Source organism: Pseudomonas entomophila (genome assembly GCF_029193575.1).
Taxonomy (GTDB): Bacteria; Pseudomonadota; Gammaproteobacteria; order Pseudomonadales; family Pseudomonadaceae; genus Aquipseudomonas; species Aquipseudomonas entomophila_G.
Map to the genome: position 1 here is coordinate 403,172 of NZ_JARGCS010000056.1, position 24,451 is coordinate 427,622.

25 protein-coding genes are annotated in these 24,451 nt (G+C 66.3%); 14 read left to right on the forward strand and 11 right to left on the reverse strand.

All coding sequences use genetic code 11. The features are described 5' to 3' along the window. The 4 genes from P0Y43_RS25550 to pilM are packed head-to-tail and all read right to left on the reverse strand — an operon-like array spanning position 1 to position 3,614. Complete coding sequence (locus tag P0Y43_RS25550; RefSeq protein WP_430540281.1) at positions 1–1,269, reverse strand: type IV pilus secretin PilQ; 1,269 nt, start codon at positions 1,267–1,269, stop codon at positions 1–3. Next, positions 1,190–2,164 (reverse strand): pilus assembly protein PilP, encoded by a 975-nt coding sequence (locus tag P0Y43_RS25555; RefSeq protein WP_275640028.1) that lies wholly within the window; start codon positions 2,162–2,164, stop codon positions 1,190–1,192. The genes P0Y43_RS25550 and P0Y43_RS25555 overlap by 80 nt, the downstream gene beginning before the upstream one ends. Before the next feature lie 35 nt (positions 2,165–2,199). Beyond that, a complete protein-coding gene (locus P0Y43_RS25560) occupies positions 2,200–2,739 on the reverse strand; it encodes a PilN domain-containing protein (RefSeq protein ID WP_275640029.1) in 540 nt (179 codons plus the stop codon). Beyond that, on the reverse strand, positions 2,736–3,614 hold the full coding sequence (gene pilM, locus P0Y43_RS25565; RefSeq protein WP_275640030.1) for a type IV pilus biogenesis protein PilM: 879 nt from the start codon (positions 3,612–3,614) through the stop codon (positions 2,736–2,738). The genes P0Y43_RS25560 and pilM overlap by 4 nt, the downstream gene beginning before the upstream one ends. A gap of 169 nt (positions 3,615–3,783) precedes the next feature. Here pilM and P0Y43_RS25570 point away from each other — a divergent pair, with 169 nt between their 5' ends. Next, positions 3,784–6,234 carry a penicillin-binding protein 1A gene (locus P0Y43_RS25570; protein WP_430540289.1) on the forward strand — a complete coding sequence of 817 codons (2,451 nt, stop codon included), beginning with the start codon at positions 3,784–3,786 and terminating at the stop codon, positions 6,232–6,234. A 104-nt stretch (positions 6,235–6,338) separates the two neighbouring features. Here the strand turns inward: P0Y43_RS25570 and P0Y43_RS25575 are convergent, their stop codons facing one another. The 3 genes from P0Y43_RS25575 to rpmE form a co-directional block, all read right to left on the reverse strand. Next, the gene (locus P0Y43_RS25575; RefSeq protein WP_275640032.1) at positions 6,339–7,607 is read right to left on the reverse strand and encodes a malic enzyme-like NAD(P)-binding protein; all 1,269 of its coding nucleotides are present in this window, start codon (positions 7,605–7,607) and stop codon (positions 6,339–6,341) included. Positions 7,608–7,786: 179 nt separating this feature from the next. Next, positions 7,787–8,608 carry a thermonuclease family protein gene (locus P0Y43_RS25580; protein WP_275640033.1) on the reverse strand — a complete coding sequence of 274 codons (822 nt, stop codon included), beginning with the start codon at positions 8,606–8,608 and terminating at the stop codon, positions 7,787–7,789. A 2-nt stretch (positions 8,609–8,610) separates the two neighbouring features. Continuing rightward, positions 8,611–8,826, reverse strand: coding sequence for a 50S ribosomal protein L31 (rpmE, locus tag P0Y43_RS25585; protein WP_029614303.1), 216 nt, complete (start codon positions 8,824–8,826; stop codon positions 8,611–8,613). A 178-nt stretch (positions 8,827–9,004) separates the two neighbouring features. Between rpmE and P0Y43_RS25590 the strand changes: the two genes are divergently transcribed. The 3 genes from P0Y43_RS25590 to P0Y43_RS25600 all read left to right on the forward strand — a co-directional run bounded on the left by P0Y43_RS25590 (position 9,005) and on the right by P0Y43_RS25600 (position 13,808). Continuing rightward, positions 9,005–11,224 carry a primosomal protein N' gene (locus P0Y43_RS25590; RefSeq protein WP_275640034.1) on the forward strand — a complete coding sequence of 740 codons (2,220 nt, stop codon included), beginning with the start codon at positions 9,005–9,007 and terminating at the stop codon, positions 11,222–11,224. Positions 11,225–11,365: 141 nt separating this feature from the next. Next, complete coding sequence (gene argS / locus P0Y43_RS25595; protein ID WP_275640035.1) at positions 11,366–13,102, forward strand: arginine--tRNA ligase; 1,737 nt, start codon at positions 11,366–11,368, stop codon at positions 13,100–13,102. Between the two features lies 1 nt (position 13,103). After that, positions 13,104–13,808, forward strand: a complete 705-nt coding sequence (locus P0Y43_RS25600) for an SPOR domain-containing protein (RefSeq protein WP_275640036.1) — start codon at positions 13,104–13,106, stop codon at positions 13,806–13,808. A 124-nt stretch (positions 13,809–13,932) separates the two neighbouring features. On the opposite strand, the gene P0Y43_RS25605 is transcribed toward P0Y43_RS25600, so the two are convergent. Then, positions 13,933–14,352 (reverse strand): NINE protein, encoded by a 420-nt coding sequence (locus P0Y43_RS25605; protein ID WP_275640037.1) that lies wholly within the window; start codon positions 14,350–14,352, stop codon positions 13,933–13,935. A gap of 158 nt (positions 14,353–14,510) precedes the next feature. Between P0Y43_RS25605 and P0Y43_RS25610 the strand changes: the two genes are divergently transcribed. Then, the gene (locus P0Y43_RS25610) at positions 14,511–15,143 is read left to right on the forward strand and encodes a C40 family peptidase (RefSeq protein WP_275640038.1); all 633 of its coding nucleotides are present in this window, start codon (positions 14,511–14,513) and stop codon (positions 15,141–15,143) included. Positions 15,144–15,210: 67 nt separating this feature from the next. Here the strand turns inward: P0Y43_RS25610 and P0Y43_RS25615 are convergent, their stop codons facing one another. Then, positions 15,211–16,209, reverse strand: a complete 999-nt coding sequence (locus P0Y43_RS25615; RefSeq protein ID WP_275640039.1) for a type IV pilus twitching motility protein PilT — start codon at positions 16,207–16,209, stop codon at positions 15,211–15,213. A gap of 65 nt (positions 16,210–16,274) precedes the next feature. Here P0Y43_RS25615 and P0Y43_RS25620 point away from each other — a divergent pair, with 65 nt between their 5' ends. From P0Y43_RS25620 to P0Y43_RS25660, 9 genes are all read left to right on the forward strand, one after another. After that, complete coding sequence (locus P0Y43_RS25620) at positions 16,275–16,961, forward strand: YggS family pyridoxal phosphate-dependent enzyme (protein ID WP_275640040.1); 687 nt, start codon at positions 16,275–16,277, stop codon at positions 16,959–16,961. Between the two features lie 38 nt (positions 16,962–16,999). Beyond that, positions 17,000–17,818, forward strand: coding sequence for a pyrroline-5-carboxylate reductase (gene proC / locus P0Y43_RS25625; protein WP_275640041.1), 819 nt, complete (start codon positions 17,000–17,002; stop codon positions 17,816–17,818). A gap of 10 nt (positions 17,819–17,828) precedes the next feature. Continuing rightward, on the forward strand, positions 17,829–18,419 hold the full coding sequence (locus P0Y43_RS25630) for a YggT family protein (RefSeq protein ID WP_275640042.1): 591 nt from the start codon (positions 17,829–17,831) through the stop codon (positions 18,417–18,419). A gap of 89 nt (positions 18,420–18,508) precedes the next feature. Continuing rightward, positions 18,509–19,648, forward strand: coding sequence for a homoserine O-succinyltransferase MetX (metX, locus tag P0Y43_RS25635; RefSeq protein WP_275640043.1), 1,140 nt, complete (start codon positions 18,509–18,511; stop codon positions 19,646–19,648). A 7-nt stretch (positions 19,649–19,655) separates the two neighbouring features. Further along, entirely contained in the window at positions 19,656–20,276 is a 621-nt protein-coding gene (gene metW, locus P0Y43_RS25640; protein ID WP_275640044.1) for a methionine biosynthesis protein MetW, read from the forward strand. 24 nt (positions 20,277–20,300) lie between these two features. Continuing rightward, positions 20,301–20,735, forward strand: a complete 435-nt coding sequence (locus tag P0Y43_RS25645) for a DUF4426 domain-containing protein (protein WP_275640045.1) — start codon at positions 20,301–20,303, stop codon at positions 20,733–20,735. Beyond that, positions 20,732–21,328 carry an RdgB/HAM1 family non-canonical purine NTP pyrophosphatase gene (gene rdgB, locus P0Y43_RS25650; RefSeq protein WP_275640046.1) on the forward strand — a complete coding sequence of 199 codons (597 nt, stop codon included), beginning with the start codon at positions 20,732–20,734 and terminating at the stop codon, positions 21,326–21,328. The genes P0Y43_RS25645 and rdgB overlap by 4 nt, the downstream gene beginning before the upstream one ends. Beyond that, the gene (gene hemW / locus P0Y43_RS25655) at positions 21,325–22,518 is read left to right on the forward strand and encodes a radical SAM family heme chaperone HemW (protein WP_275640047.1); all 1,194 of its coding nucleotides are present in this window, start codon (positions 21,325–21,327) and stop codon (positions 22,516–22,518) included. Before rdgB ends, hemW begins: the two co-directional genes overlap by 4 nt. Before the next feature lie 9 nt (positions 22,519–22,527). After that, on the forward strand, positions 22,528–22,854 hold the full coding sequence (locus P0Y43_RS25660) for a DUF3392 family protein (RefSeq protein WP_275640048.1): 327 nt from the start codon (positions 22,528–22,530) through the stop codon (positions 22,852–22,854). Positions 22,855–22,893: 39 nt separating this feature from the next. On the opposite strand, the gene trmB is transcribed toward P0Y43_RS25660, so the two are convergent. Next, complete coding sequence (trmB, locus tag P0Y43_RS25665; protein WP_275640049.1) at positions 22,894–23,616, reverse strand: tRNA (guanosine(46)-N7)-methyltransferase TrmB; 723 nt, start codon at positions 23,614–23,616, stop codon at positions 22,894–22,896. Positions 23,617–23,625: 9 nt separating this feature from the next. Beyond that, positions 23,626–24,420, reverse strand: a complete 795-nt coding sequence (locus P0Y43_RS25670; protein ID WP_275640050.1) for a thiazole synthase — start codon at positions 24,418–24,420, stop codon at positions 23,626–23,628. Between the last annotated feature and the right edge of the window lie 31 nt (positions 24,421–24,451).

The following is a 24,451-nucleotide window of genomic DNA, read 5'->3' on the forward strand; positions in this document are numbered from 1 at the left end:
TCAACGACTCGCAGCAATCGCCTGGTCACTCATGATACGCGGAGTCAGGAAGACCAGCAGCTCGGATTTTTTCTCTTGTAATGCATCGCGTCGAAACAGCCGCCCAACATACGGCAGATCGCCCAAAAATGGCACCTTGTCCACCACATTGTTATGCGACGTCGAATACACGCCACCGATCACAATGGTCTCACCATCGGCCACCCGCACCTTGGCATTGACCTCGTTCTTGCGAATCGGCGGCACATCGTTCAGGGCATTGACGTAGTCCGGCTCGTCCTTGGTCACCCGTACGGCCATGATCACCTTGCCATCGGGCGTGATCTGCGGCGTGACCTCCAGCGACAGCGATGCTTCGCGAAACGACACCGAGGTTGCCCCGCTGCGGGTGGTCTCCTGGTACGGCACCTCGGTGCCCTTGAGAATGCGCGCGGTTTCCTTGTCGGCGGTGACCACCTTGGGCTGGGAAATGATCTCGCCATTGCCGCTTTTCTCCATGGCGCTCAGTTCGAGGTCCAGCAACACATCGCCACGCAGCAGGCCAACGCCGATAGCCGCCCCCGCCTGCTTGACGCCCAGGTCGACGAACAGGTCGCTCCCCAGCGTCGGCGCGGCGCCCAACCGTTGCCCCCAGCGCACACCAAGGGCCTTCTCGTAATCGACGCTGGCCTCGACGATGCGCGCCTCGATCATCACCTGGCGCACCGGCACGTCCAGTTGCGCAACCAACTGGCGCAGCTCGGCGAGCCGGTCTACGGGCTGGGTAACCACCAGAGTGTTGGTGCGCGCGTCAACGCTCAGGCTGCCGCGCCCGGTGAGAATGCCGTCGTCGGCCAGGCTCGCCAAAAGCAGTTCGGCGAGGTCGGCGGCGCTGGCATGGTGAATCGGTAGCAGCTCCCGACGCAGCGGTTGCAACTGGGCCTCCCAGGCCTGGCCCAGGCGCGCGTCACGGGACTGCTCAGCCAGCTCGGCGGCTGGAGCCACCAGCAGCACATTGCCTTCCTGGCGTCGCGCCAAGCCCTTGCTGCGCAGCACCAGGTCGAGCGCCTGGTCCCAGGGCACATCCTGCAAACGCAGCGTGACGCTACCCTGCACGGAGTCGCTGGCCACCAGGTTGATACCTGCGTATTCGGCCAGTACCTGCAGCACGGCGCGAACCTCCACATCCTGGAAGTTCAGCGACAACGCCTCACCCCGATACGCTTTCGCCGATACCTGGGTCGCCAGGACGATCGCCAGCAGCCCCATCCAACATTGCGCCCTGCTCATCCCGGACCTCCTTGTCCACGCGCTTGCTCAACACGAGATAGGTGGCGTGCGCCTGCCACCGGCCAGCGACGAACAGCCGCTGACGAATCTCCACCCGCTCCTCGTCGATGTTCGCCACCACGCCATCCTCACGCCCCAGCCGGTCGCCCTCACCCACCCGGTAAAGCCGCCCGGCGACACGCAGCAGGGCATGGTGTCGACCTTGGCGCGACAGGCTGCCAACCATTTCCAGCTGTTCCAACGGCACACCCGCCAGGCCTGCCGGGGCCCTCCGCGACGTCCACGGGGCGAAGGGGTCCAGGCGGGGCGGCTGCGGTGCAGCCCGCGCCTGCTCGTGCGCCAGCGAGGCTGGCGCCGGCAGCACCTCGCCCGCGTCGAACACCTGCACCTGCAGGTGCAGGCGCAGCAGCCCGGTCGCCTCGCCAACCTCGGCAAGTTGCAGGCTCGATACCTGCAATACCCGCAGTTGCCCGAGCCATTCGTCCAGCCATAGGCGCAAGGCGGCATAACGACCCGTGACCTGCATCTGCAACGGCAGCCGGCGGTAGCCGTTCTCCGGCACCTGGTCACCCACCTCGAACCGCTCGAACAGCAACCCATGCGCCCGCCCGGAGCTGGCCAGCTGGTCGAGCAACTCACTCATCCCGCCGCCCGCCGACAGGCGCCAGCGAGCGGCCCTCAATTGCCCCTCGGCGTTGACCAGAGCCTGCCGGGCAGGCTCCAGCGTTACCACCTGGTCCAGCATGGACTGGCGCGATCGCTCCAACTCGAGCGCTTGCAAGACGCCCTGTCGGTAGGCCTGGTGCACGCCCTGCAAACGCACCAGGTAACCGCCACCCAGCACCAGCAGCGTGGCCAATAGCAATGCGCCCCATCGGTGATAACGGGAGCGCATGACCACCTCGCGCCAGTCAAACCATGCCGCGCCGTTCACGACGGGGCCTTCATCAGGCGGGCGAGCAGCAGGAACGCATCACCCTCTGCCCCCCCTTCAACCTGCTTGAGCTCCAACACCGACAAGACATCGGAGTGCACCAGGTCGCGCATGAACTGCGCCAGGACCGCCGGCGACGTGGCCAGGCCACTGATCGACAGGCGCTCGCCTTGCAGGTCCAGGCCGCGCAGGCGCATGCCTCCCGGCATCGCGCGTTCCAGCTCCGCGAGCAGCAGCGCCACCACGCCCTGGCTCGCCCCAAGCCCTGCCAATAGCGCCTGCTGGGCCTCCAGTGCCAGGCGCGATTCAGCGAGGCCTTGCAAGTGCTGGCGCTGGCTGTCCAGCGCCTGGAGTGCCGCCTGTTGCGCGACGCCGGCCCTGGCCTGTTGCTGCACACGCAGGTAGGCCAGGCGGTCGACCACCATGACACCGACCAGCGCCAACACCAGGCAGCCGACCAACCTCTGGCAGAAGCGCCGGAGCGCACTCGCGCGCTGGCGCTCGCGCCAGGGCATCAGGTTCAGGCGCACGCTCATCGCCCATCCCCCAACGCCAGGCCGCAGGCGAGCGCGAAGGCGCTGCCAGCCCTGGACAGCGCGGTGACGTCCTCCACGCCTCGCAGGTCGTAGCCGCTCAGCGGCTGAAAAACCTCGCACGCCATGCCCAGGCGATCCACCACCGCCTTGGCAGCTTGCGCTGAAGCCGCGGCGCCTGCGATCAACAGCGGGCCTTGACGCCAATTCCCGACACCGGCCAACCAGCGCTCGAGGCTGTCCAGACACAACCCGCCACCGCGTTGCTCACGACGCCAGGCAACACTGCCTTCGGGCCAGGCGTGCACGGTCATGCCGTCGGCTTCAAGTTGCAAGACGGTTTGCGTCCCCATCGGCAGGGCGCGATGCAGGGCCAGGCTGTCGACCTCGACCGCCAGCACCTCCAACCCCGCCGCATCGAACTGCTGGAGCAACGGCTCGAACTGGCTGTGCCGGCAAGCACCGACCAACACATCCAACGCGCCCGGCTGCCGAGGCGACGGCCCTATTACCTGAAAGTCGAGGGCCAGGTCCTCCAAAGGGAAGGGGAACAGCCGCTCCGCCTCCGCCAGCAGGTACGCCTCGCGTTCGTTCTCGGGCAACGCAGCGGGCATTGGGCAGCGCTTGCAGATCACCTGCGACCCGGGCAAGGCCACCGCCACCTGGCGTTGCCGACTGCCGCAACGGCGATGCGCCCGGCGCAGCGCCGCCACCAGCGGGTCGCCTGTCTCACCGGGCGCCGGGACAAGCGGCTCCAGCGCCCATGCCAACACGCGGCGACACCCTCGCGCCCGCTGCAGTTGAAGCATTCGAATGGAATCGGAGGTGATTTCCACCCCCAGGAGTGAACCGGCATCCGTGCCGAAGCGTCCAAGCATCGCTGTTTCCCTTTTGCCTGCGGCGATCCCTCGCCGCCAGTGAATTCGAGGTGAGACCCCGCCCGGGCGGTCACCCGGCGAAGCGAAAAATGCTTATAATGCCCAGCGTTTTTCAGCCCGCCGGCCCCGCGCGCAACCCACTCCCCAACCTGGACACCCAAAAGCCTTGATACGCCTGCTGAAGTTCTTCTGGTGGTCTTTCGTCGCAGTCATCTGTGCGCTCGTACTCGGTGTGAGCGGTGCGTTTCTGTATCTTAGCCCCAGCCTGCCCTCGGTCGATTCGCTCAGAAGCATCCAGTTGCAGATACCGCTGAGGGTGTACAGCAGCGACGGCAAGCTGATTGCCGAGTTCGGCGAGATGCGGCGGTCTCCGATCCGTTTCGCGGAAATTCCCCCACAGTTCATCCAGGCGCTTCTGTCAGCAGAGGACGATAATTTCCTCAACCACTACGGGGTCGACCCGAGCAGCCTGATGCGTGCCGCGACCCAGTTGCTCAAGTCTGGTCATATCCAGACCGGTGGCAGCACCATCACCATGCAGGTGGCGAAGAACTTCTTCCTGACCAGCGAGCGCAGCTTCTCGCGCAAGACCAACGAGATCCTCCTGGCCTTGCAGATCGAGCGCGAGCTGACCAAGGACGAGATCCTCGAGCTGTACGTCAACAAGATCTACCTGGGCAACCGCGCCTACGGCATCGACGCCGCCGCGCAGGTGTACTACGGCAAGTCGATCCGTGACGTGAGCCTGGCGCAGATGGCGATGATCGCCGGCCTGCCGAAGGCGCCGTCGCGCTTCAACCCGCTGGCCAACCCGGTGCGCGCCAAGGAGCGCCGCGACTGGATCCTCGGGCGCATGTACAAGCTGGGCAAGATCGACGAAGCCAGCTACCAAACCGCCCTGGCCGAGCCGCTGAACGCCAGCTATCACGTGCCGGCGCCGGAAGTGAACGCCCCGTACGTGGCCGAGATGGCCCGCGCCGAGATGGTCGGGCGCTATGGCAGCGACGCCTACACCGAAGGCTTCCGGGTCACCACCACGGTGCCCAGCGACATGCAGGAGATGGCCAACAGCGCCGTGCTCAAGGGCCTCTCCGAATACGATGAACGCCACGGCTACCGTGGTCCGGAATCGCGCCTGCCCGGCAAGACCCGCGCCGCCTGGCAGCAGGAACTCAGCAAGCAACGCCCCCTCGGCGGCCTGGAACCGGCCATCGTCACCCAGGTCGACAAGCATGGCCTGAAGGTACTGACACGTGGCGGCCAGGACGAGGACGTGGCCTGGGACACCATGAAGTGGGCGCGCCCGTTCATCAACAGCAACGCCCAGGGCCGCTCGCCGACGTCGCCGGCCGACGTCGCCCAAGTCGGCGACCTGGTGCGCGTACAGCGCCTGGAAGACGGCAAGCTGAAGTTCAGCCAGGTGCCCGGGGCGCAGAGCGCGCTGGTCACCCTCGACCCTTACGACGGGGCAATCCGCGCACTGGTCGGCGGTTTCTCGTTCGAGCAGAGCAACTACAACCGCGCCATGCAGGCCAAGCGCCAGCCGGGATCGAGCTTCAAGCCCTTCATCTATAGTGCCGCGCTGGACAGCGGCTACACCGCCTCCAGCCTGGTCAACGACGCGCCGATCGTGTTCGTCGACGAATACCTCGACAAGGTCTGGCGACCGAAGAACGACACCAACACCTTCCTCGGCCCGATCCGCATGCGCGAGGCGCTGTACAAGTCGCGAAACCTGGTGTCGATCCGCCTGCTGCAGGCGATGGGCGTGGACCGCACCATCGACTACATCGCCAAGTTCGGCTTCAACAAACAGGACCTGCCACGCAACCTGTCGCTGGCGCTGGGCACCGCTACCCTGACGCCGATGGAGATCGCCACCGGCTGGAGCACCTTCGCCAACGGGGGCTACAAGATCGCCCCGTACCTGATCGAACGCATCGAGAGCCGCAACGGCGAAACGCTGTTCACCGCCAACCCGCCCCGCGCCACGCAAGGCAACCAGGACCAGGCGGGCCTCGCCGCGCCGGAGCAGCCGATCAGCACCGCTGCGCTGCCCGGCGAGGCACAACCGGCCTTTGGCCAGGCACCTGCCGTTGCGCAAGCCCCAGCAGTGGCCGAACGCATCATCGACGGGCGCACCACCTACATCCTCACCAGCATGCTGCAGGACGTGATCAAGCGCGGCACTGGCCGCCGCGCATTGGCCTTGGGCCGCGGCGACCTGGCGGGCAAGACCGGCACCACCAACGAATCGAAGGACGCCTGGTTCTCCGGCTACAACGCCGACTACGTGACCACCGTGTGGGTCGGCTTCGACCAGCCCGAGACCCTGGGTCGCCGTGAATACGGCGGCACTGCGGCACTGCCGATCTGGATGAACTTCATGGGGGCGGCACTCAAGGGCAAGCCCGAACATGCACCGGCAGAGCCAGAAGGCATCCTCAGCCTGCGCGTCGACCCGGTCAGCGGCCGCGCCGCCACCCCGAGCACGCCGAATGCCTACTTCGAGCTGTTCAAGGCCGAGGACTCGCCGCCTTCGGTGGACGAACTGGGCAACGGTGCGGCACCGGGCAGCCCGCTGCCAGCGGATGAAGCGGCGCCGATAGACCTGTTCTAAACGCGAAGCGCGGCGGCCCCGCGATAGGGCCGGACAAACCACCACGACGACACAAAAAAAGCCCCGGCTCTCACGAGCCGGGGCTTTTTCATGACGCTACGGCATCAGCCGTTGAACACGTCATCCACGCTCTTGAGCGGGTAGTGCTTCGGATACGGCAGGGTGGCCACGCCGGATTCGATGGCGGCCTTGGCCACGGCATCGGAAACCACGGTGATCAGGCGCGAATCCAGCGGCTTCGGAATGATGTACTCACGGCCGAACTCCAGTGCCTGCACGCCGTAGGCGTCGCAAACTTCCTTCGGAACCGGCAGCTTGGCCAGGTCTTTCAGGGCGATGGCGGCGGCGATCTTCATCTCTTCGTTGATGCGCTTGGCACGGACGTCCAGGGCGCCACGGAAGATGAACGGGAAGCCCAGCACGTTGTTGACCTGGTTCGGGTAGTCGGAACGACCGGTGGCCATGATCACGTCGCTGCGGGTGGCGTGGGCCAGCTCCGGCTTGATTTCTGGATCTGGGTTCGAGCAGGCGAACACGATCGGGTTGGCAGCCATCGACTTCAGGCCTTCCGCGCTCAGCAGGTTCGGGCCGGACAGGCCGACGAACACGTCAGCGCCTTCCAGGGCGTCGGCCAGGGTGCGCTTGTCGGTGGCGTGGGCGAACTGGGCCTTGTACTGGTTCAGGTCGTCGCGGCCAGCGTGGATCACGCCGGTGCGGTCGATCATGAAGATGTTCTCGACCTTGGCACCCATGCTCACCAGCAGCTTCATGCAGGAGATGGCGGCAGCGCCAGCGCCCAGGCAGACGATCTTCGCGTCTTCCAGGGTCTTGCCGGCGATTTCCAGGGCGTTGATCATGCCGGCCGCGGTGACGATCGCGGTGCCGTGCTGGTCATCGTGGAAGACCGGGATGTCGCACTGCTCGATCAGGGCGCGTTCGATTTCGAAGCACTCTGGCGCCTTGATGTCCTCGAGGTTGATGCCACCGAAGGTGATCGAGATACGGCGAACGGTGTCGATGAAGGCTTGAGGGCTCTCCGACTCGACTTCGATGTCGAACACGTCGACACCGGCGAAACGCTTGAACAGAACGCCCTTGCCTTCCATCACCGGCTTGGACGCCAGTGGGCCGAGGTCACCCAGACCGAGGATGGCGGTGCCATCGGAGATCACCGCGACCAGGTTGCCCTTGCCGGTGTATTTGTAGGCCAGCTCCGGGTCACGGCCGATTTCGCGCACGGGCTCGGCGACGCCTGGGCTGTAGGCCAGGGCGAGGTCGCGGGCGGTGGCGGTGGGCTTGGTGAGCTCGACGCTCAGTTTCCCCGGACGAGGTTGAGCGTGATAATCGAGAGCGGCGGTTTTCAGGTCTGACATGATGGGCATTCCGCTGTTTACTGTTCTGACGGACCGCCGAGGATACGCAAAGAGCCGGGGGGCGACAAGACTGCCCGGTCACAAGTGTCAAGGCCTTTGGCCTACGACTTTACGCTACAACCCACGGGGCGCATGGCAATCAGTGTGTACAATCATGCGGCGGAATGTCTACAAGTTTTTCAGCCCTGGACCCTCTGCAGCATGCTCGGGTCGGTCAACGGCAATACCCAGCGGCGCTGCCCAGGCTTGAGGCCGCCCCTGCGGGAACGGTCCAGCACCCAACCGCGCGCCTCGACCGGGCGCCCCTTGAGGTTATCGAAGAAGCTCGCCGGAAAGTTGCGCCGCAGACGAGCGGGAACCTGCAGCACCACGGCGTCGTCCAGCTCCAGCCAGACCCCACCGCTGTTGCGCTCGATGGCGCGCACCGTGCCACCGACGACGGCGAAGCCCGAGCGCGCCACCTGCCCCGCGCGCAGCACCGGCGATTGCCGCCAAAGCCCGACGCGGGCCTGCCTGGCGGCCTGTTCGGCCTGCTGCTGGCAGCCGGCCAAGCGCACGTTGGGCGCCACGGCCACGCGGTAGCCCAGGCCTTCGCTGAGCAGTTGCGCTTCCAGATTGTCGCCGTTGCGCCCGTAGATATGCGCCAAGGTACGGCCGTACTTGTCTTTCGCTTCCACTCCCGGCACCAACCCGACACGTCCGTCGCTGGCCTTGACCAGCGCCTGCAAGCGGCGCCGGGCCGCCTCGGCGTAGGGCTCGCTGGGGCGCCCCTTGCGGCCGATCTCCGGGGCGTTGATGCCGATCATCCGCACGCTGCGGCCATCGCTCAGGCGCAGGGTGTCGCCGTCGACCACCTGGCGTACCGCCACCGATTGGGCCGCGCCCGGCAGCGGACAGAAGGCCAGCGCCGGGAGGTGCCAGAGAGCGGCAATAAAAAAGGCGCCCACGAGGGGCGCCTTCTTTTGCCACACTGCGAAACCCGAGGGGCTCGCCGTGCGCATGATTACTTCTTGGTACCGAACATACCGAAGCGATCGGCGAACTTCTGTACGCGACCACCGGTGTCCAGGACTTTCTGCTTGCCAGTGTAGAACGGGTGGCACTGGGAGCACACGTCGATCGCCAGCGGCTTGGCCAGGGTCGAACGGGTTTCGAATTTGCTGCCGCAGCTGCAGGTGACTGCAACTACTTCGTAGTTCGGATGAATATCTGCTTTCATGGTCACTTCCTCGAGCTGCGTGCCGCCATCCAACACCATTGTTGAATACCGCACGTAAATAGGCGGCGAATGATACCAGAGCCGCACGCCAGCGCAAGTTGTCGCTTGCACCGATGGTCGTCTGCTAGGCTCGCCGGAATTCGCAACAACCCCGAAATGCCTTTCAGAGACCTGCCGCGTGTCCGACGTCATCTTGCGCCTTGCCCTGCCCTCGCCCCTGCGTCGCCTGTTCGACTACCGGGCCACGGCTGCCATGGCGCGCCAGCAGTTGACCCCGGGCATGCGCTTTCGTGTGCCGTTCGGCCGTCGCGAGATGATCGGTGTGTTGGTGGAGGTATGCGAGCGCAGCGAAGTGCCGGCCGACAAGCTCAAGCCGGCGAGCCAGTTGCTCGACCCGGTTTCGCCGCTGCCACCGGCGCTGTTCAAGCTGTGCCTGTGGACCGCCCACTACTACCAGCACAGCCTCGGCGACACCTTCAGTTGGGCGCTGCCGGTGCTGTTGCGCCAGGGCGAGTCGGCCGAGGTGCGCCAAGAGCGCTTCTGGCACATCGCCCCCGGCGCACGCCTGGAAGACCCGCGCATCGCCCGCGCCCCGCGCCAGCGCGAGGCCTTGCAGGCCCTCGCCCAACACCCGCACGGGGTCGCCCATGGCGTGCTCGGCAAGCTCGGCCTGAACAAGGACAGCCTCGACCTGCTGCTGGCCAAGGAGCTCGTGCACGTGGAGGTGCGCCGCCATCTGCCGCCGCCACGTCACGAACATTGGCTGGCGCAGCCGGAGTTGCCGCTCAACGAAGAGCAGCGCGCGGCGTTCGAGGCGGTGCGCTCGGGCTTCGGCGGTTTCCACGCCTTCTTGCTGGCCGGCGTCACCGGCAGCGGCAAGACCGAGGTGTACCTGCAACTGATCCGAGAAACGCTGGAAGCTGGCAAGCAGGCGCTGATCCTCATCCCCGAGATCAACCTCGGCCCGCAGACCCTGGCGCGTTTCGAGCAGCGCTTCAACGCGCGCATCGCCCTGCTGCACTCGGCGGTGAACGACCGCGAGCGCCTGGATGCCTGGCTGGCCGCACGTGACGGCGAGGCCGACATCATCATCGGCACCCGTTCGGCCTTGTTCACCCCGATGAAGCACCCGGGGCTGATCATCATCGACGAGGAGCACGACGGCTCCTACAAGCAGCAAGAAGGCCTGCGCTATCACGCCCGCGACCTCGCCGTGGTGCGCGCGCACCAGGAGAACATCCCGATCTTGCTGGGCTCGGCGACCCCGTCGCTGGAAAGCCTGCACAATGCCCACAACGGTCGCTACGGCCTGCTGCGCATGAACCAGCGAGCCGGCGGCGCCCGCGCGCCACGCTTCCTGCGCCTGGACGTGCGCAGCCTGCCGCTGGACAGCGGTATCAGCGGCCCGCTGCAACAGGCCATCGGCCAGACCTTGGCGGCAGGCCAGCAGGTGCTGGTGTTCCTCAACCGCCGCGGCTTCGCCCCGACCCTGCTGTGCCATGACTGCGGCTGGCTGTCCGAATGCCCCCGCTGTGACGCGCGAATGACCGTGCACCAACGCTCCGGCGTGCTGCGCTGCCACCACTGCGGCTACGACGAGCGCCTGCCGCTGCAATGCCCGCAGTGCGCGCACGTCGACCTGCGGCCGGTGGGCGCCGGCACCGAGCGCGCCGAGGACCGCCTGAAGACACTGTTCCCCGAGTACCCAGTGCTGCGCGTGGACCGCGACAGCACCTCGCGCAAAGACGCCATGCACAACCTGTTCACCACCATCCAGCGCGGCCAGCCGAGCATCCTGGTGGGCACGCAGATGCTCGCCAAGGGCCACCACTTCCCACGGGTGACCCTGGTGGCGATCCTCGATGCCGACGGTGGCCTGTTCTCCGGCGACTTCCGCGCCAGCGAGCGCATGGCGCAGTTGATCGTGCAGGTGGCCGGGCGTGCCGGGCGCGCCGAGGAGCCGGGCAAGGTGATCGTGCAGACCCACCTGGCCGAGCACCCGCTGCTGGTGCAATTGACCGAACAAGGCTACTTCGCCTTCGCCGAACAAGCCCTGAGCGAGCGCCGTGCCGCCGGCTTGCCGCCGTTCTCGCACCTGGCGCTGCTGCGCGCCGAGGCGCACAAGCCGGGGCAGGCGGAAGGTTTTCTTGACGAGGCGTGCAGCGCCGCCGAGCGCCTGCTGGCCGAGCAAGGCGCCCAGGGCATCGAACTGCTCGGCCCAGTGCCGGCGCCGATGGAACGCCGTGCCGGGCGCTTCCGCGCGCAATTGTTGATCCAGGCCAACGCCCGGGCCCCCTTGCATCGCCTGATCGGCGCCTGGCTGCTAGTGTTGGAGCAGATGCCGTCGGGGCGGCAGGTGCGCTGGTCGCTGGATGTGGACCCGGTCGACCTCTACTAGCCACCGCGCTCACCCAGGGGGACGGCGGCGGCGTGGCGAGCCGTAGAGGTTGGCAATGACGCGCCAGCCACGGATAATGCCCCGTTTTTCCACCTGCGCATCGAAGCGCTGCACCGCGCTTGCGGTCGAAAAGAGATCCCGATGAAAGACACCATTCGCCAGCTGATCCAGCAAGCCCTCACCCAACTCGTCCACGACGGTGCGTTGCCTGAAGGCCTGACGCCGGCGATCCAGGTGGAAAACGCCCGTGACAAGACCCACGGCGACTTCGCCAGCAACATCGCCATGATGCTGGCCAAGCCGGCTGGCATGAAGCCGCGCGACCTGGCCGACAAGATCATCGCCGCGCTGCCGGCCAGCGCCGATATCAGCAAGGTCGAGATCGCCGGCCCGGGCTTCCTGAACTTCTTCCAGAACACCGACGCCCTGGCCAATCGCCTGGACGCCGCCCTGGCCGACGACCACCTGGGCGTGCGCAAGGCCGGCGTGGCCGAGAAGGTGGTGATCGACATGTCGGCGCCGAACCTGGCCAAGGAGATGCACGTCGGCCACCTGCGCTCGACCATCATCGGCGACAGCGTCGCGCGCGTGCTGGAGTTCCTCGGCGACCAGGTGGTCCGGCAGAACCACGTGGGCGACTGGGGCACCCAGTTCGGCATGCTGCTGGCCTACCTGGAGGAAAACCCGGTCACCAGCGACGAGCTGTCGGACCTGGAAAACTTCTACCGCGCTGCGAAGAAGCGCTTCGACGAGTCCGAGGACTTCGCCACCCGCGCCCGCGGCCTGGTGGTCAAGCTGCAAGCCGGGGACCCGGAGTGCCTGGCGCTGTGGACGCGCTTCAAGGACATCTCGCTGTCGCACTGCCAGAAGACCTACGAGCTGCTCAACGTCAAGCTGACCATGGCCGACGTGATGGGCGAGAGCGCCTACAACGACGACCTGGCCAACGTGGTCGCCGACCTCAAGGCCAGCGGCCTGCTGGTCGAGAGCCAGGGCGCGCAGTGCGTGTTCCTCGATGAATTCAAGAACACCGAGGGCGAGCCGCTGCCGGTGATCGTGCAGAAGGCCGACGGCGGCTACCTGTACGCCACCACCGACCTGGCCGCGGTGCGCTACCGCAGCAACGTGCTCAAGGCCGACCGCGCCCTGTACTTCGTCGACCAGCGCCAGGCCCTGCACTTCAACCAGGTGTTCGAAGTGGCCCGCCGCGCCGGTTTCGTCGGCCACCCGATGCAGATGGAGCACATGGGCTTCGGCACCATGAACGGCGCCGATGGCCGCCCGTTCAAGACCCGCGACGGCGGCACCGTCAAGCTGATCGACCTGCTGACCGAGGCCAAGGAGCGCGCCTACGCGCTGGTCAAGGAAAAGAACCCGGGCCTGGGCGAGGACGAACTGCGCCGCATCGGTGAAGTGGTTGGCATCGGCGCGGTGAAGTACGCCGACCTGTCCAAGCACCGCGCCAGCGACTACAGCTTCAACTTCGAACAGATGCTCAACTTCGAAGGCAACACCGCGCCCTACCTGCTGTATGCCTACACCCGCGTGGCCGGGGTGTTCCGCAAGTTGGGCAAGGGCTTCGACGAGGTCGACGGGCAGATCGTGCTGCAGGCCGCCCAGGAGCAGGACCTGGCCGCGCGCCTGGCGCAGTTCGGCGAGATCCTCAACAACGTCGCCGACAAGGGCACCCCGCACGTGCTGTGCAGCTACCTGTACGACCTGGCTGGCCTGTTCTCGAGCTTCTACGAGAACTGCCCGATCCTCGCCGCCGACACCCCGGAGCAGCAGCAGAGCCGCCTGCGCCTGGCTGCGCTGACCGGCCTCACCCTCAAACAGGGCCTGGAACTGCTCGGCCTGGAAACCCTGGAGCGCATGTAAGTTGGCTGCCAAGAAAAAGCCCGCCCCCAAGCGCGGCGCGAGCCGCTACCAGGCGCCGGCCAAGCAGCCGATTCCGGGCTGGGTGTGGCTGGCGGTCGGCCTCACCGTCGGTGCCTTCATCGTCTTCCTGATGAAACTGGAGCCCGGCGGCGAGGACATCAAGCGCGCCAAGCCCGAGCAACAGAAGCCGGCCAAGGTCGCCGAGGCGGACAAGGGCGCGGCGGTGACGCCACAGCAGCCGGTCAAGCCGAAGTACGACTTCTATACCTTGCTGCCAGAGTCGGAAGTGATCGTGCCGCCCGAGGCCGTGCCAGAGAAAACCCCGCCAGTGCCTGCGCAACCGGTGCCGACCACGCCAGTGACCCCGGCCGAAGCGGCGAAGATCGACACTGCCCGCGCCCAGGCGGCGTTGCTGGGGCAAACGCCACCGCCGGCGCCGCCGGTGATCAAGCCGGCGGCCACCACGCAGTTCTTCCTCCAGGCGGGGTCGTTCCGCAAGGAAGCCGATGCCGACAAGGTGCGCGCGCAGATCATCCTGCTAGGGCAGGTGGTGAAGGTGGAGTCGGGCACGGTGAAGGACGAGACCTGGTACCGCGTGCTGGTCGGGCCGTTCAGCAACCGTGAACAGCTGACCGTGGCGCAGAAGCAGTTGGCGGGGGCAGGGTTCAGCAACCTGCTGTTGCAGCAGCGCCAGACGCGGCAGTGATGGAATGAAAAGAAGGCCTTGCCTGGGGAGCCCCGGCAAGGCCTTCTTTTTTGGCTGCGTGGCCTGGCCCGCTCCTACAAAGCTCACACGATCCTTGTAGGAGCGGGCTTGCCCCGCGATGAATTCAACGCCGCTCGCCGTTGACCTGGGACACCTGGGTGTTCAACGTCCAGAAGTCATACAGCACGCCCACCAGGAACAACCCGCCGGTGAAGAAGTAGATCAACGCCGTGATCCACTTGCCCATGTACAACCGGTGCACGCCGAACAGCCCCAGGAAGGTCAGGAAGATCCAGGTGATGCTGTAGTTCACCCGTCCCGGCTGGAAGCGCAGGTCGGCCTCGCGGTCCATCGACGGGATCAGGAACAGGTCGATCAACCAGCCGATGCCCAGCAATCCCAGGGTGAAGAACCAGATCGTCCCGGTGATCGGCTTGCCGTAGTAGAAACGGTGGGAGCCGGTGAAGCCGAAGATCCACAGCAGGTAGCCGATGACCTTGCTGTGGGTGTCATGCAAGGGCGCACCTTGTTGATAACTGTTCATTCATAGCCCTCGTGGCATAGCCGAAAATTTTCTAAGCGAAAATGTGACTTTTTCATTTTGACCCGACGTATGGTAACTGGCCAATCGACCAACGGATCAGAATTTGATCAGAAAGCTGTTATAAAGTTGCGCGCCAACACCTATAAAGAGCTTCATCTATGCCGCCTTTCATCAAGACATGGCTGACCCTCTGCCTTTTATTGCCCCTGGCTGCCCACGCCACCAACCGTGAGCAACGTCTTCCCAACGGCTTCACTGGCTACACCACCAACACCAGTGCCACCGTGAAACGCGCGCCGACCCAGCAGGTCGCCGTGCGCAGTCGCCCCGCCAACGCCGCCAAGGCCCCGGGTCTTCCCGTGGCGGCCATGTCGCCGAAGCAGAGCAGCGAAGTGCTCAGCCGCGCGGTGAATGTGCTCGGCACCCCGTACCGCTGGGGCGGCAGCACGCCCGGCAAGGGCTTCGATTGCAGCGGGCTGGTCAAGTACGCGTTCAACGACGTCGCCGACGTCGACCTGCCGCGCACCTCCAATGCCATGGCCCAGGGCCACGGCGTGAAGGTGGCGCGTGACGACCTCAAGCCGGGCGACCTGATCTTCTTCAACATCAAGAGCCGCCGGGTGAACCACGTCGCCATCTACCTGGGCAACGACCGCTTCATCCATGCGCCGCGCACCGGCAAGCGGGTGAGCATCGACAGCCTGGAGAAGCCTTACTGGCAGAAGCATTACGTGGTGGCCAAGCGGGTGCTGCCGAAGGAACAAGAGGCGCTGCGGCTGGCCAAGCGCTGATCGCACGCTTTCATCGCCTGTACCGGCCCTATCGCGGGGCAAGCCCGCGATAGGGCCGGTACAGGTACTACCCTGCTGCAATGACACCCCGGGCCAGCAATTCCCCCATGGCCCCCTCCATCGTCCGCATCCCCAACGCCCCACCCGCCTGCATCACCGACGCCAACTGCGCCGTCCGCCCCTCGCGCACCAGGTTGCGCACCGCGGGCGTGGCCACCAACACCTCCCGCGCGGCCACCCGCCCTCCGTCCACCCGCTCGACCAGCACCTGCGCGACCACCATTTGCAGCGAGTCCGCCAACATCGCCCGCACCAGCGCCTTCTCCTCAGCGGCGAACACCTCCACCAACCGCTCGATGCTGCTGGCCGCCGAGCGCGTGTGCACGGTCGCCAGCACCAGGTGGCCGGTCTCCGCCGCGCGCAGCGCCAGGCGAATGCTCTCCAGGTCTCGCAGCTCGCCGACCATGAGCACATCCGGGTCCTGGCGCAAGGCGCTGCGCAGCCCCTGGGCGAAGTCGCGGCAATGGCGACCGACCTCCCGCTGGGTGACCAGGCTGCGCTGGCTGGCGTGCACGAATTCGATGGGGTCTTCGAGGGTGACGATATGCCCGGCGCGCTCACGGTTGAGCTGGTCGAGCAAGGCCGCCAGGGTGCTGGTCTTGCCGCTGCCGGTCGGCCCACCCACCAGCACCAGGCCATCGCGGTACCCGGCGATGCGCGCGGCAACCTGAGCCAGGCCCAACGCCTCGACATTCGGGAGCTGCTCGGCGATCAACCGCAAGCTAGCCGCCGGGCCGCGATATTGGCGAAACAGGTTCGCCCGCAAGCGCCCCACCGTGGGCAGGCTCAACGCCAGGTCGAGGTCATCGCCCGACGCCCATTGGCGCTGTTGCTCACGATCAAGAAAAACACTCAGGCCCACTTCCAGCGCCTGGGGCTGCAAGGCGGGCAGCTGCATTGGCCGTAATTGCCCGGCAACCCGCAGCAGCGGGGGCTCGCCGGTGGCCAGGTGCAGGTCGGAGGCGCCCGCGGCACGCGCGCGGGCCAGCAGGTCGGTCACATCCATGAGACTCCCCAAAGGCCATCAAGCAGGTAGAATGCCGCAGACCCTAAAGCCGTCGGCAGCGATCCATGTCCACCATAGCAGACAACCTTGGCGCCCTCGCCGCCCGTATCGACCACGCCGCCAGGGCGGCCGCGCGCGACCCCGCCAGCGTCCGGTTGCTGGCGGTGAGCAAGACCAAGCCGGCCAGCGCCATCCGCGAAATCCACGCCGCCGGCGTGCGCGACGTGGGCGAGAACTACCTGCAGGAAGCCCTGGCCAAGCAGCAAGCGCTGCGCGACCTGCCCTTGATCTGGCACTTCATCGGCCCCATCCAGTCGAACAAGACCAAAGCCATCGCCGAGCACTTCGACTGGGTACATTCCGTGGACCGACTGAAGATCGCCCAACGCCTGTCAGAACAGCGCCCCGCGAGCCTGCCGCCGCTCAACATCTGCCTGCAGGTGAACGTCAGCGGCGAGGACAGCAAGTCCGGCTGCACCCCCAGCGCACTGCCGGTCCTGGCCCAGGCCGTGGCCAGCCTGCCCAACCTGCGCCTGCGCGGGCTGATGGCCATCCCCGAGCCCACTGACGAGCGCGCCGCCCAGGAGGCTGCCTTCGCCCGCCTGCGCCAGTTGCAGGAGGGCCTGGGCCTTGGCCTGGACACCCTGTCGATGGGCATGAGCCACGACCTCGAAGCCGCCATCGCCCAGGGCGCGACCTGGGTACGCATCGGCACCGCCCTGTTTGGCGCCCGTGATTACGGGCAGCCCTGAATCCATGCTTTACTCACTCTTTCCTTTAAGGACCTGACATGAGCAAGACACGTATCGCCTTTATCGGCGCCGGCAACATGGCCGCCAGCCTGATCGGCGGCCTGCGTGCCCAGGGCCTGGACGCCGCGCAGATCCGCGCCAGCGACCCAGGCGCCGAGACCCGCGCGCGCATCCAGGCAGAGCACGGCATCGAAGCCTTCGAAAGCAACGCCCAGGCCATCGACGGCGTCGACGTGATCGTCCTGGCCGTCAAGCCGCAGGTCATGAAGGCCGTGTGCGAAACCCTGAAGCCGAACCTCAAGGCCGGCCAACTGGTGGTGTCCATCGCCGCCGGCATCACCTGCGCGAGCCTGCAAGCCTGGCTGGGGCAGATTCCCGTGGTGCGCTGCATGCCCAACACTCCGGCGCTGCTGCGCCAGGGCGTCAGCGGCCTGTACGCCACCGCCGAAGTGACCGACGCACAGCGCGAGCAGGCCGAACAGTTGCTGTCGGCGGTCGGCACCGCGCTGTGGCTGAGCGAAGAGCAGCAGTTGGACGCGGTCACTGCCGTCTCCGGCAGCGGCCCGGCGTATTTCTTCCTGCTGATCGAGGCCATGACCGCCGCCGGCGAGAAACTCGGCCTGCCGCGTGAAACCGCCTCGCAGCTGACCTTGCAAACCGCCCTGGGCGCCGCGCGCATGGCCGTGGCCAGCGACGTCGACGCCGCCGAGCTGCGCCGCCGCGTGACCTCGCCGGCCGGCACCACCGAGGCGGCGATCAAGTCGTTCCAGGGCAACGGGTTCGAGGCCATCGTCGAGCAGGCGCTGCAGGCTGCGGCGAAGCGCTCGGCCGAGCTGGCCGAACAATTGGGCAAATAAGGAGCTGTCGATGAATGCACTGTCCGGCGCCGTGATCTTCGTGGTGCAAACCCTGGTCAGCCTGTACCTGGTGATCGTCCTGCTGCGTTTCGTGCTGCAACTGGTCAAGGCCGACTTCTACAACCCGCTGAGCCAGTTCGCGGTGCGCGCCACCCAGCCGCTGCTCAAGCCGATCCGCCGCATCATCCCCAGCATCGCCGGCCTGGACACTTCGTCGCTGCTACTGGCAGTGGTCATCCAGGCGCTGCTGATGGCCTTCGTGCTGATGGTCAGCTACGGCACCTTCGGGGACGTGCTGCACCTGCTGCTGTGGGCGATCATCGGCATCACGTCGCTGTTCCTGAAGATCTTCTGGGTGGCGATGATCGTCATGGTGATCGTCTCCTGGGTCGCGCCGAACAGCCACAACCCCGCCGCCGAACTGGCCTACCAGATCAGCGAGCCGGTGCTGGCGCCGTTCCGCCGCCTGATCCCCAACCTCGGCGGCATGGACATCTCGCCGATCTTCGCCTTCCTGGCGATCCAGGTGATCCAGTCGTTCGTCATGCCTCCGCTGGCGGCCTACGCCGGCATGCCGCAGGAACTGTGGCGCATGATCTGACCCCAGGCCTCTTCCAGCGGCAAGCCTTCGCTTGCCGCTGGGGGTAGCGCTCTTTAGACTTACGCCTCCGTCAAGCGTGAGCAGGGTCGATGTCCACTGTCTTTCCCGAAGATTCCGTCGGTCTGGTAACACCGCAGATCGCCCGGTTCGATGAACCGCTGGCCCTGGCTTGTGGCCGCCCCCTGGCCAACTACGAGCTGGTCTATGAAACCTATGGCACCCTCAACGCCACTGCCAGCAACGCGGTGCTGATCTGCCATGCGCTTTCCGGTCACCACCACGCCGCCGGCTACCACAGCCCCGACGAGCGCAAGCCGGGCTGGTGGGACAGCTGCATCGGCCCCGGCAAACCGATCGACACCAACCGCTTCTTCGTGGTCAGCCTGAACAACCTCGGCGGCTGCAACGGCAGCACCGGCCCCAGCAGCGTCAACCCGGCCACCGGCAAGCCCTATGGCGCCGACTTCCCGGTGCTGACCGTACAAGACTGGGTGCACAGCCAGGCGCGCCTGGCCGACCGGCTCGGCATCCAACAGTGGGCCGCCGTGGTCGGCGGCAGCCTCGGTGGCATGCAGGCGCTGCAATGGACCATCACCTACCCGGACCGCGTGCGCCACTGCGTCGACGTGGCCTCGGCGCCCAAGCTCTCGGCACAGAACATCGCCTTCAACGAAGTGGCGCGCCAGGCCATCCTCACCGACCCGGAATTCCACGGCGGCTCGTTCCAGGACCAGGGCGTGGTGCCCAAGCGCGGCCTGATGCTGGCGCGCATGGTCGGCCACATCACCTACCTGTCCGACGACTCGATGGGCGAGAAATTCGGCCGCGAGCTCAAGAGCGACAAGCTCAACTACGACTTCCACAGCGTCGAATTCCAGGTCGAGAGCTACCTGCGCTACCAGGGCGAGGAGTTCTCCGGCCGCTTCGACGCCAACACCTACCTGCTGATGACCAAGGCACTGGACTACTTCGACCCGGCCGCGGCCAATGGCGGCGACCTGGCCGCGAGCCTGGCGCACGTCACGGCCGACTATTGCATCATGTCGTTCACCACCGACTGGCGCTTCTCGCCCGCCCGCTCGCGGGAGATCGTCAACGCCCTGCTGGCCGCGCGCAAGAACGTCTGCTATCTGGAGATCGACTCACCTTACGGGCACGATGCCTTCCTGATCCCCACGCCTCGCTACATGCAGGGTTTCGCGAACTACATGAACCGCATCGCCATCTGAGGACAGCATGAGAGCCGACCTGGAAATCATCCACGACTGGATCCCCGCCGGCAGCCGGGTACTCGACCTGGGCTGCGGCAACGGCGAGCTGCTGGCCTCGTTGCGCGACCACAAGCAGGTCACCGGCTACGGCCTGGAGATCGACGCCGACAACATCGCCGCCTGCGTGGCCAAGGGCGTCAACGTCATCGAGCAGGACCTCGACAAGGGCCTGGGCAACTTCGCCAGCAACAGCTTCGATATCGTCATCATGACCCAGGCCCTGCAGGCCGTTGAGTACCCCGACCGGATCCTCGACGAAATGCTGCGCGTGGGCCGCGAATGCATCATCACCTTCCCCAACTTCGGCCACTGGCGCTGCCGCTGGTACCTGGCGACCAAGGGCCGCATGCCGGTCTCGGACTTCATGCCGTACACCTGGTACAACACGCCGAACATCCACTTCTGCACCTTCGAGGACTTCGAGGCGCTGTGCCACGAGCGCCACGCCAAGGTGCTGAACCGCCTGGCTGTCGACCGTCTGCACCGCAACGGGTGGGCCGGCCGGCTTTGGCCTAATCTTCTAGGGGAAATCGGTATCTATCGGGTCAGCAGCCCGGGGCTGCAGGAACATCAGGTCGCGGTCTGACCCGCCTATCTGGAGGAAGCACCCATGCGTCGTCTCGTACTGTTCCTGTTCAGCCTGTGCCTGGCGCTGCCAGTACTGGCCGCCGATGCCGCCCGGCCCGAGCGCAAGGAAGTGTTCGGCGACGTCACGGTGCACTACAGCGCCTTCACCTCGAGCATGCTGCAACCGGACATAGCCGCAGCCACGGGGCTGACCCGCAGCAAGAACCAGGGCGTGCTCAACATCGCCGTGCTCAAGGCCGGCAAGCCGGGCATGGCGGTGGTCAGTGGCACGGTCAAGGACCTCACCGGGCGCAGCAGCCCGCTGTCGTTCAAGCAGATCACCGACCAGGGCGCCGTCTACTACCTCGCCCAGTTCAAGATCGACCAAGCGCAAACCCTGACGTTCGACCTGAATGTCGAAACCGGCGGCGTCAGCCACAAACTCAGCTTCAACCAGGAAGTGTTCCCAGGCGAATGATGAATTTCCAGCAACTCGTATTGGCCAGCCATAACGCCGGCAAACTCAAGGAACTCCAGGCCATGCTAGGCGGCAGCGTGCAACTGCGCTCGGTCGGCGAGTTCAGCCAGGTGGAGCCTGAGGAAACCGGCCTGTCGTTCGTCGAGAACGCCATCCTCAAGGCCCGCAACGCCGCGCGCCTGTCCGGCCTGCCGGCCCTGGCCGACGATTCGGGCCTGGCCGTGGACTTCCTCGGCGGCGCACCGGGCATCTACTCGGCGCGCTACGCCGACGGCCAGGGCGATGCGGCGAACAACGCCAAGCTGCTCGAAGCCCTGAAGGATGTGCCGGCCGAGCAGCGCGGCGCGCAGTTCGTCTGCGTACTGGCGCTGGTGCGCCATGCCGACGACCCGCTGCCCATCCTCTGCGAAGGCCTCTGGCCGGGGCGCATCCTGTTCGAGGCCAGCGGCGAGCATGGCTTCGGCTACGACCCGCTATTCTGGGTGCCGGAGCGCAACTGCTCCAGCGCCGACCTGCCGCCTGTCGACAAGAACCAGCTCAGCCATCGCGCCCGCGCCATGGCCCTGCTGCGTCAACGCCTGGGCCTGGCATGACCGAACAGCCGTCCCGCCAGCCGCTGCCTACCGCCGCGGCTGGCCTGCTTTTGCCCGAACTGCCGCCGCTGGCGTTGTACATCCATATTCCCTGGTGCGTGCGCAAATGCCCTTACTGCGACTTCAACTCGCACCAGGCCGGCCCGACGCTGCCGGAAGACGACTACGTCGACGCCCTGCTGGCCGACCTCGAGCAGGAACTGCCTGCGGTGCAGGGTCGCCCGATCAGCTCGATCTTCTTCGGTGGCGGCACACCCAGCCTGTTCAGCGCCAATGCCCTGGGGCGCCTGCTGCAAGGCGTGGAACGGCGCATTCCGTTCGCCCCGGACATCGAAATCACCCTCGAAGCCAACCCCGGCACCTTCGAGCAGGAGAAGTTCAAGGCCTACCGGCAGACCGGCATCAACCGCCTGTCCATCGGCGTGCAGAGCTTCCAGCCGGCCAAGCTGGAGAAGCTCGGGCGCATCCACAATGGCGATGAAGCGGTGCGTGCGGCCGGCATGGCCCGCGCCGCGGGCTTCGACAACTTCAACCTGGACCTGATGCACGGCCTGCCGGAGCAGTCGCTGGACGACGCCCTGGGCGACCTGCGCCAGGCGATCGACCTGGGGCCGACGCACCTGTCGTGGTACCAGCTGACCCTGGAGCCGAACACGGTGTTCTGGAGCCAGCCGCCGGAGCTGCCGGAGGACGACATCCTCTGGGACATCCAGGAAGCCGGCCAGGCGCTGATGGCCGACCACGGCTACCGGCAATACGAAGTCTCGGCCTACGCCCAGGCGGGCCGCGCCGCGCGCCACAATCTCAACTACTGGCGCTTCGGCGACTTCATCGGCATCGGTGCCGGCGCCCATGGCAAGCTGTCGTTCCCGGACGGGCGCATCCTGCGCACCTGGAAAACCCGTTTGCCCAAGGACTACCTGAACCCCGCCAAGCCCTACAAGGCCGGTGAGAAGCTGCTGCCAGCAGACGAGCTGCCCTTCGAGTTCCTGATGAATGCCCTGCGCCTGACCGACGGCGTGGAGGCCGCGCTGTTCAGCCAGCGCACCGGCCTGCCGCTGGCGCAGCTCGCCGAGGCGCGCCGCGCAGCCGAACAAAAGGGGCTTTTGCGGGTCGAAGCGGATCGTCTGGCCGCAACGCCACGGGGCCAGTTGTTCCTCAATGACCTGCTGCAGTATTTCTTGAATTAAGGATGACCCATGGACCTGGTACTTGACCTGCTCTCGACCGTTTCCCGCTGGAGCCGCAGCAACCTGTCGGAAATTTCGCTGGCCCTGGTGGGCTGCCTGCTGGTGCTGTTCGGCACCGACATCAAGGGCTGGGTGGAGCAACGCCTGGGCGGCCTGGCTGGCGCCCTGCGGGTGCCGTTCATGGCGCTGCTGGTGATGATCGGCAGCGGCGCGGCGCTGATCTATGCCACGCCGTGGGTGGTGAAGGGCCTGGGCCAGTTCAACAACTATGCGCTGGCGCCGGTGTTGCTGGTGGTGTTGGTGCTGATCGGCGTGGTGGCCGATCGACGCGGCTGACCCCATGAAAAAGCCGCCCTCTCGAGGGCGGCTTCCGGTTCAGTCGAGTTTCTCGAACTTCAGGTCCCAGACCCCATGCCCGAGCCGCTCACCGCGGCGCTCGAACTTGGTGATCGGACGCTCTTGCGGGCGTGGCACATAGGCACCATCGGCGGCCTGGTTGCGGTACCCCGGCGCGACCTTCATCACCTCCAGCATGTGCTCGGCATACGGCTCCCAGTCGGTGGCCATGTGGAACACCCCGCCCACCTTCAACTTGCGCCGCACCAGCTCGGCGAACGCCGGCTGGACGATCCGACGCTTGTGGTGACGGGCCTTGTGCCAAGGGTCGGGGAAGAACAGCATCAGCCGGTCGAGGCTGTTATCGGCCACGCAGCGGTTGAGCACCTCGATGGCGTCGCAGTCATATACCCGCAGGTTCTTCAAACCCTGGGTCAGCACGCCATTGAGCAGCGCGCCCACGCCCGGGCGGTGCACTTCGACGCCGATGAAGTCCAGCTCAGGCGAAGCCGCGGCCATTTCCAGCAGGGAATGGCCCATGCCGAAACCGATCTCCAGGGTGCGCGGCGCCGAGCGGCCGAACACCTGGTCGTAGTCCACCGCGCTATCGGCCAGCGGCAGGATGAACAGCGGGCCACCCTGTTCCAGGCCGCGCTGCTGGCCTTCGGTCATGCGCCCGGCGCGCATCACGAAACTCTTGATACGGCGGTGCGGGCGATCTTCGCCTTCGGTGGTGCTCGGCGTTTCTTGCGATTCAGTCATCAGGGGCTCTTACTTGATCAGACCTTCCAGCGGCGACGAGGCGCTGGCATAGAGTTTCTTCGGCATGCGGCCGGCGAGGTACGCCAGGCGGCCAGCCTCGATGGCGTGCTTCATCGCCCGGGCCATCAGGATCGGTTGCTGGGCGTGGGCGATGGCCGAGTTCATCAGCACCGCCTCGCAGCCCATCTCCATGGCGATGGTGGCGTCGGACGCGGTACCCACACCGGCGTCGACCAGCACCGGCACCTTGGACTCCTCCAGGATGATCTGCAGGTTGTACGGGTTGCAGATGCCCAGGCCGGTGCCGATCAGGCCGGCCAGCGGCATCACCGCGATGCAGCCGATTTCCGCCAGTTGACGGGCGATGATCGGGTCGTCGCTGGTGTAGACCATCACGTCGAAACCGTCCTTGACCAGCACTTCGGCGGCCTTGAGGGTCTCGATCACGTTGGGGAACAAGGTCTTCTGGTCGGCCAGGACTTCGAGTTTCACCAGGTTGTGGCCATCGAGCAGCTCACGGGCCAGGCGGCAGGTGCGCACGGCCTCGACCGCGTCGTAGCAACCGGCGGTGTTCGGCAGGATGGTGTAGCGGTCCGGCGGCAGCACGTCGAGCAGGTTCGGCTCGCCCGGGTTCTGGCCGAGGTTGGTGCGGCGCACGGCGACGGTGACGATCTCGGCACCCGAGGCCTCGATGGCCAGGCGGGTTTCCTCCATGTCACGGTACTTGCCGGTGCCGACCAGCAGGCGCGACCCGAAGGTGCGCCCGGCCAGGGTGAAGGGCTTGTCGCTGCGAACGTTGCTCATCGTTGTTCCTCTGGAAAAGGTTGCGGGACTT

Excerpts from the sequence above, each read along its gene's own strand:
- P0Y43_RS25550 (WP_430540281.1), bottom strand. The coding sequence starts at position 1,269 with ATGAGCAGGGCGCAATGTTGGATGGGGCTGCTGGCGATCGTCCTGGCG.
- P0Y43_RS25555 (WP_275640028.1), bottom strand. The coding sequence starts at position 2,164 with ATGCGCTCCCGTTATCACCGATGGGGCGCATTGCTATTGGCCACGCTG.
- P0Y43_RS25560 (WP_275640029.1), bottom strand. The coding sequence starts at position 2,739 with ATGAGCGTGCGCCTGAACCTGATGCCCTGGCGCGAGCGCCAGCGCGCG.
- pilM (WP_275640030.1), bottom strand. The coding sequence starts at position 3,614 with ATGCTTGGACGCTTCGGCACGGATGCCGGTTCACTCCTGGGGGTGGAA.
- P0Y43_RS25575 (WP_275640032.1), bottom strand. The coding sequence starts at position 7,607 with ATGTCAGACCTGAAAACCGCCGCTCTCGATTATCACGCTCAACCTCGT.
- P0Y43_RS25580 (WP_275640033.1), bottom strand. The coding sequence starts at position 8,608 with ATGCGCACGGCGAGCCCCTCGGGTTTCGCAGTGTGGCAAAAGAAGGCG.
- rpmE (WP_029614303.1), bottom strand. The coding sequence starts at position 8,826 with ATGAAAGCAGATATTCATCCGAACTACGAAGTAGTTGCAGTCACCTGC.
- argS (WP_275640035.1), top strand. The coding sequence starts at position 11,366 with ATGAAAGACACCATTCGCCAGCTGATCCAGCAAGCCCTCACCCAACTC.
- P0Y43_RS25605 (WP_275640037.1), bottom strand. The coding sequence starts at position 14,352 with ATGAACAGTTATCAACAAGGTGCGCCCTTGCATGACACCCACAGCAAG.
- P0Y43_RS25610 (WP_275640038.1), top strand. The coding sequence starts at position 14,511 with ATGCCGCCTTTCATCAAGACATGGCTGACCCTCTGCCTTTTATTGCCC.
- P0Y43_RS25615 (WP_275640039.1), bottom strand. The coding sequence starts at position 16,209 with ATGGATGTGACCGACCTGCTGGCCCGCGCGCGTGCCGCGGGCGCCTCC.
- P0Y43_RS25620 (WP_275640040.1), top strand. The coding sequence starts at position 16,275 with ATGTCCACCATAGCAGACAACCTTGGCGCCCTCGCCGCCCGTATCGAC.
- proC (WP_275640041.1), top strand. The coding sequence starts at position 17,000 with ATGAGCAAGACACGTATCGCCTTTATCGGCGCCGGCAACATGGCCGCC.
- P0Y43_RS25630 (WP_275640042.1), top strand. The coding sequence starts at position 17,829 with ATGAATGCACTGTCCGGCGCCGTGATCTTCGTGGTGCAAACCCTGGTC.
- metX (WP_275640043.1), top strand. The coding sequence starts at position 18,509 with ATGTCCACTGTCTTTCCCGAAGATTCCGTCGGTCTGGTAACACCGCAG.
- metW (WP_275640044.1), top strand. The coding sequence starts at position 19,656 with ATGAGAGCCGACCTGGAAATCATCCACGACTGGATCCCCGCCGGCAGC.
- P0Y43_RS25645 (WP_275640045.1), top strand. The coding sequence starts at position 20,301 with ATGCGTCGTCTCGTACTGTTCCTGTTCAGCCTGTGCCTGGCGCTGCCA.
- rdgB (WP_275640046.1), top strand. The coding sequence starts at position 20,732 with ATGATGAATTTCCAGCAACTCGTATTGGCCAGCCATAACGCCGGCAAA.
- hemW (WP_275640047.1), top strand. The coding sequence starts at position 21,325 with ATGACCGAACAGCCGTCCCGCCAGCCGCTGCCTACCGCCGCGGCTGGC.
- P0Y43_RS25660 (WP_275640048.1), top strand. The coding sequence starts at position 22,528 with ATGGACCTGGTACTTGACCTGCTCTCGACCGTTTCCCGCTGGAGCCGC.
- trmB (WP_275640049.1), bottom strand. The coding sequence starts at position 23,616 with ATGACTGAATCGCAAGAAACGCCGAGCACCACCGAAGGCGAAGATCGC.
- P0Y43_RS25670 (WP_275640050.1), bottom strand. The coding sequence starts at position 24,420 with ATGAGCAACGTTCGCAGCGACAAGCCCTTCACCCTGGCCGGGCGCACC.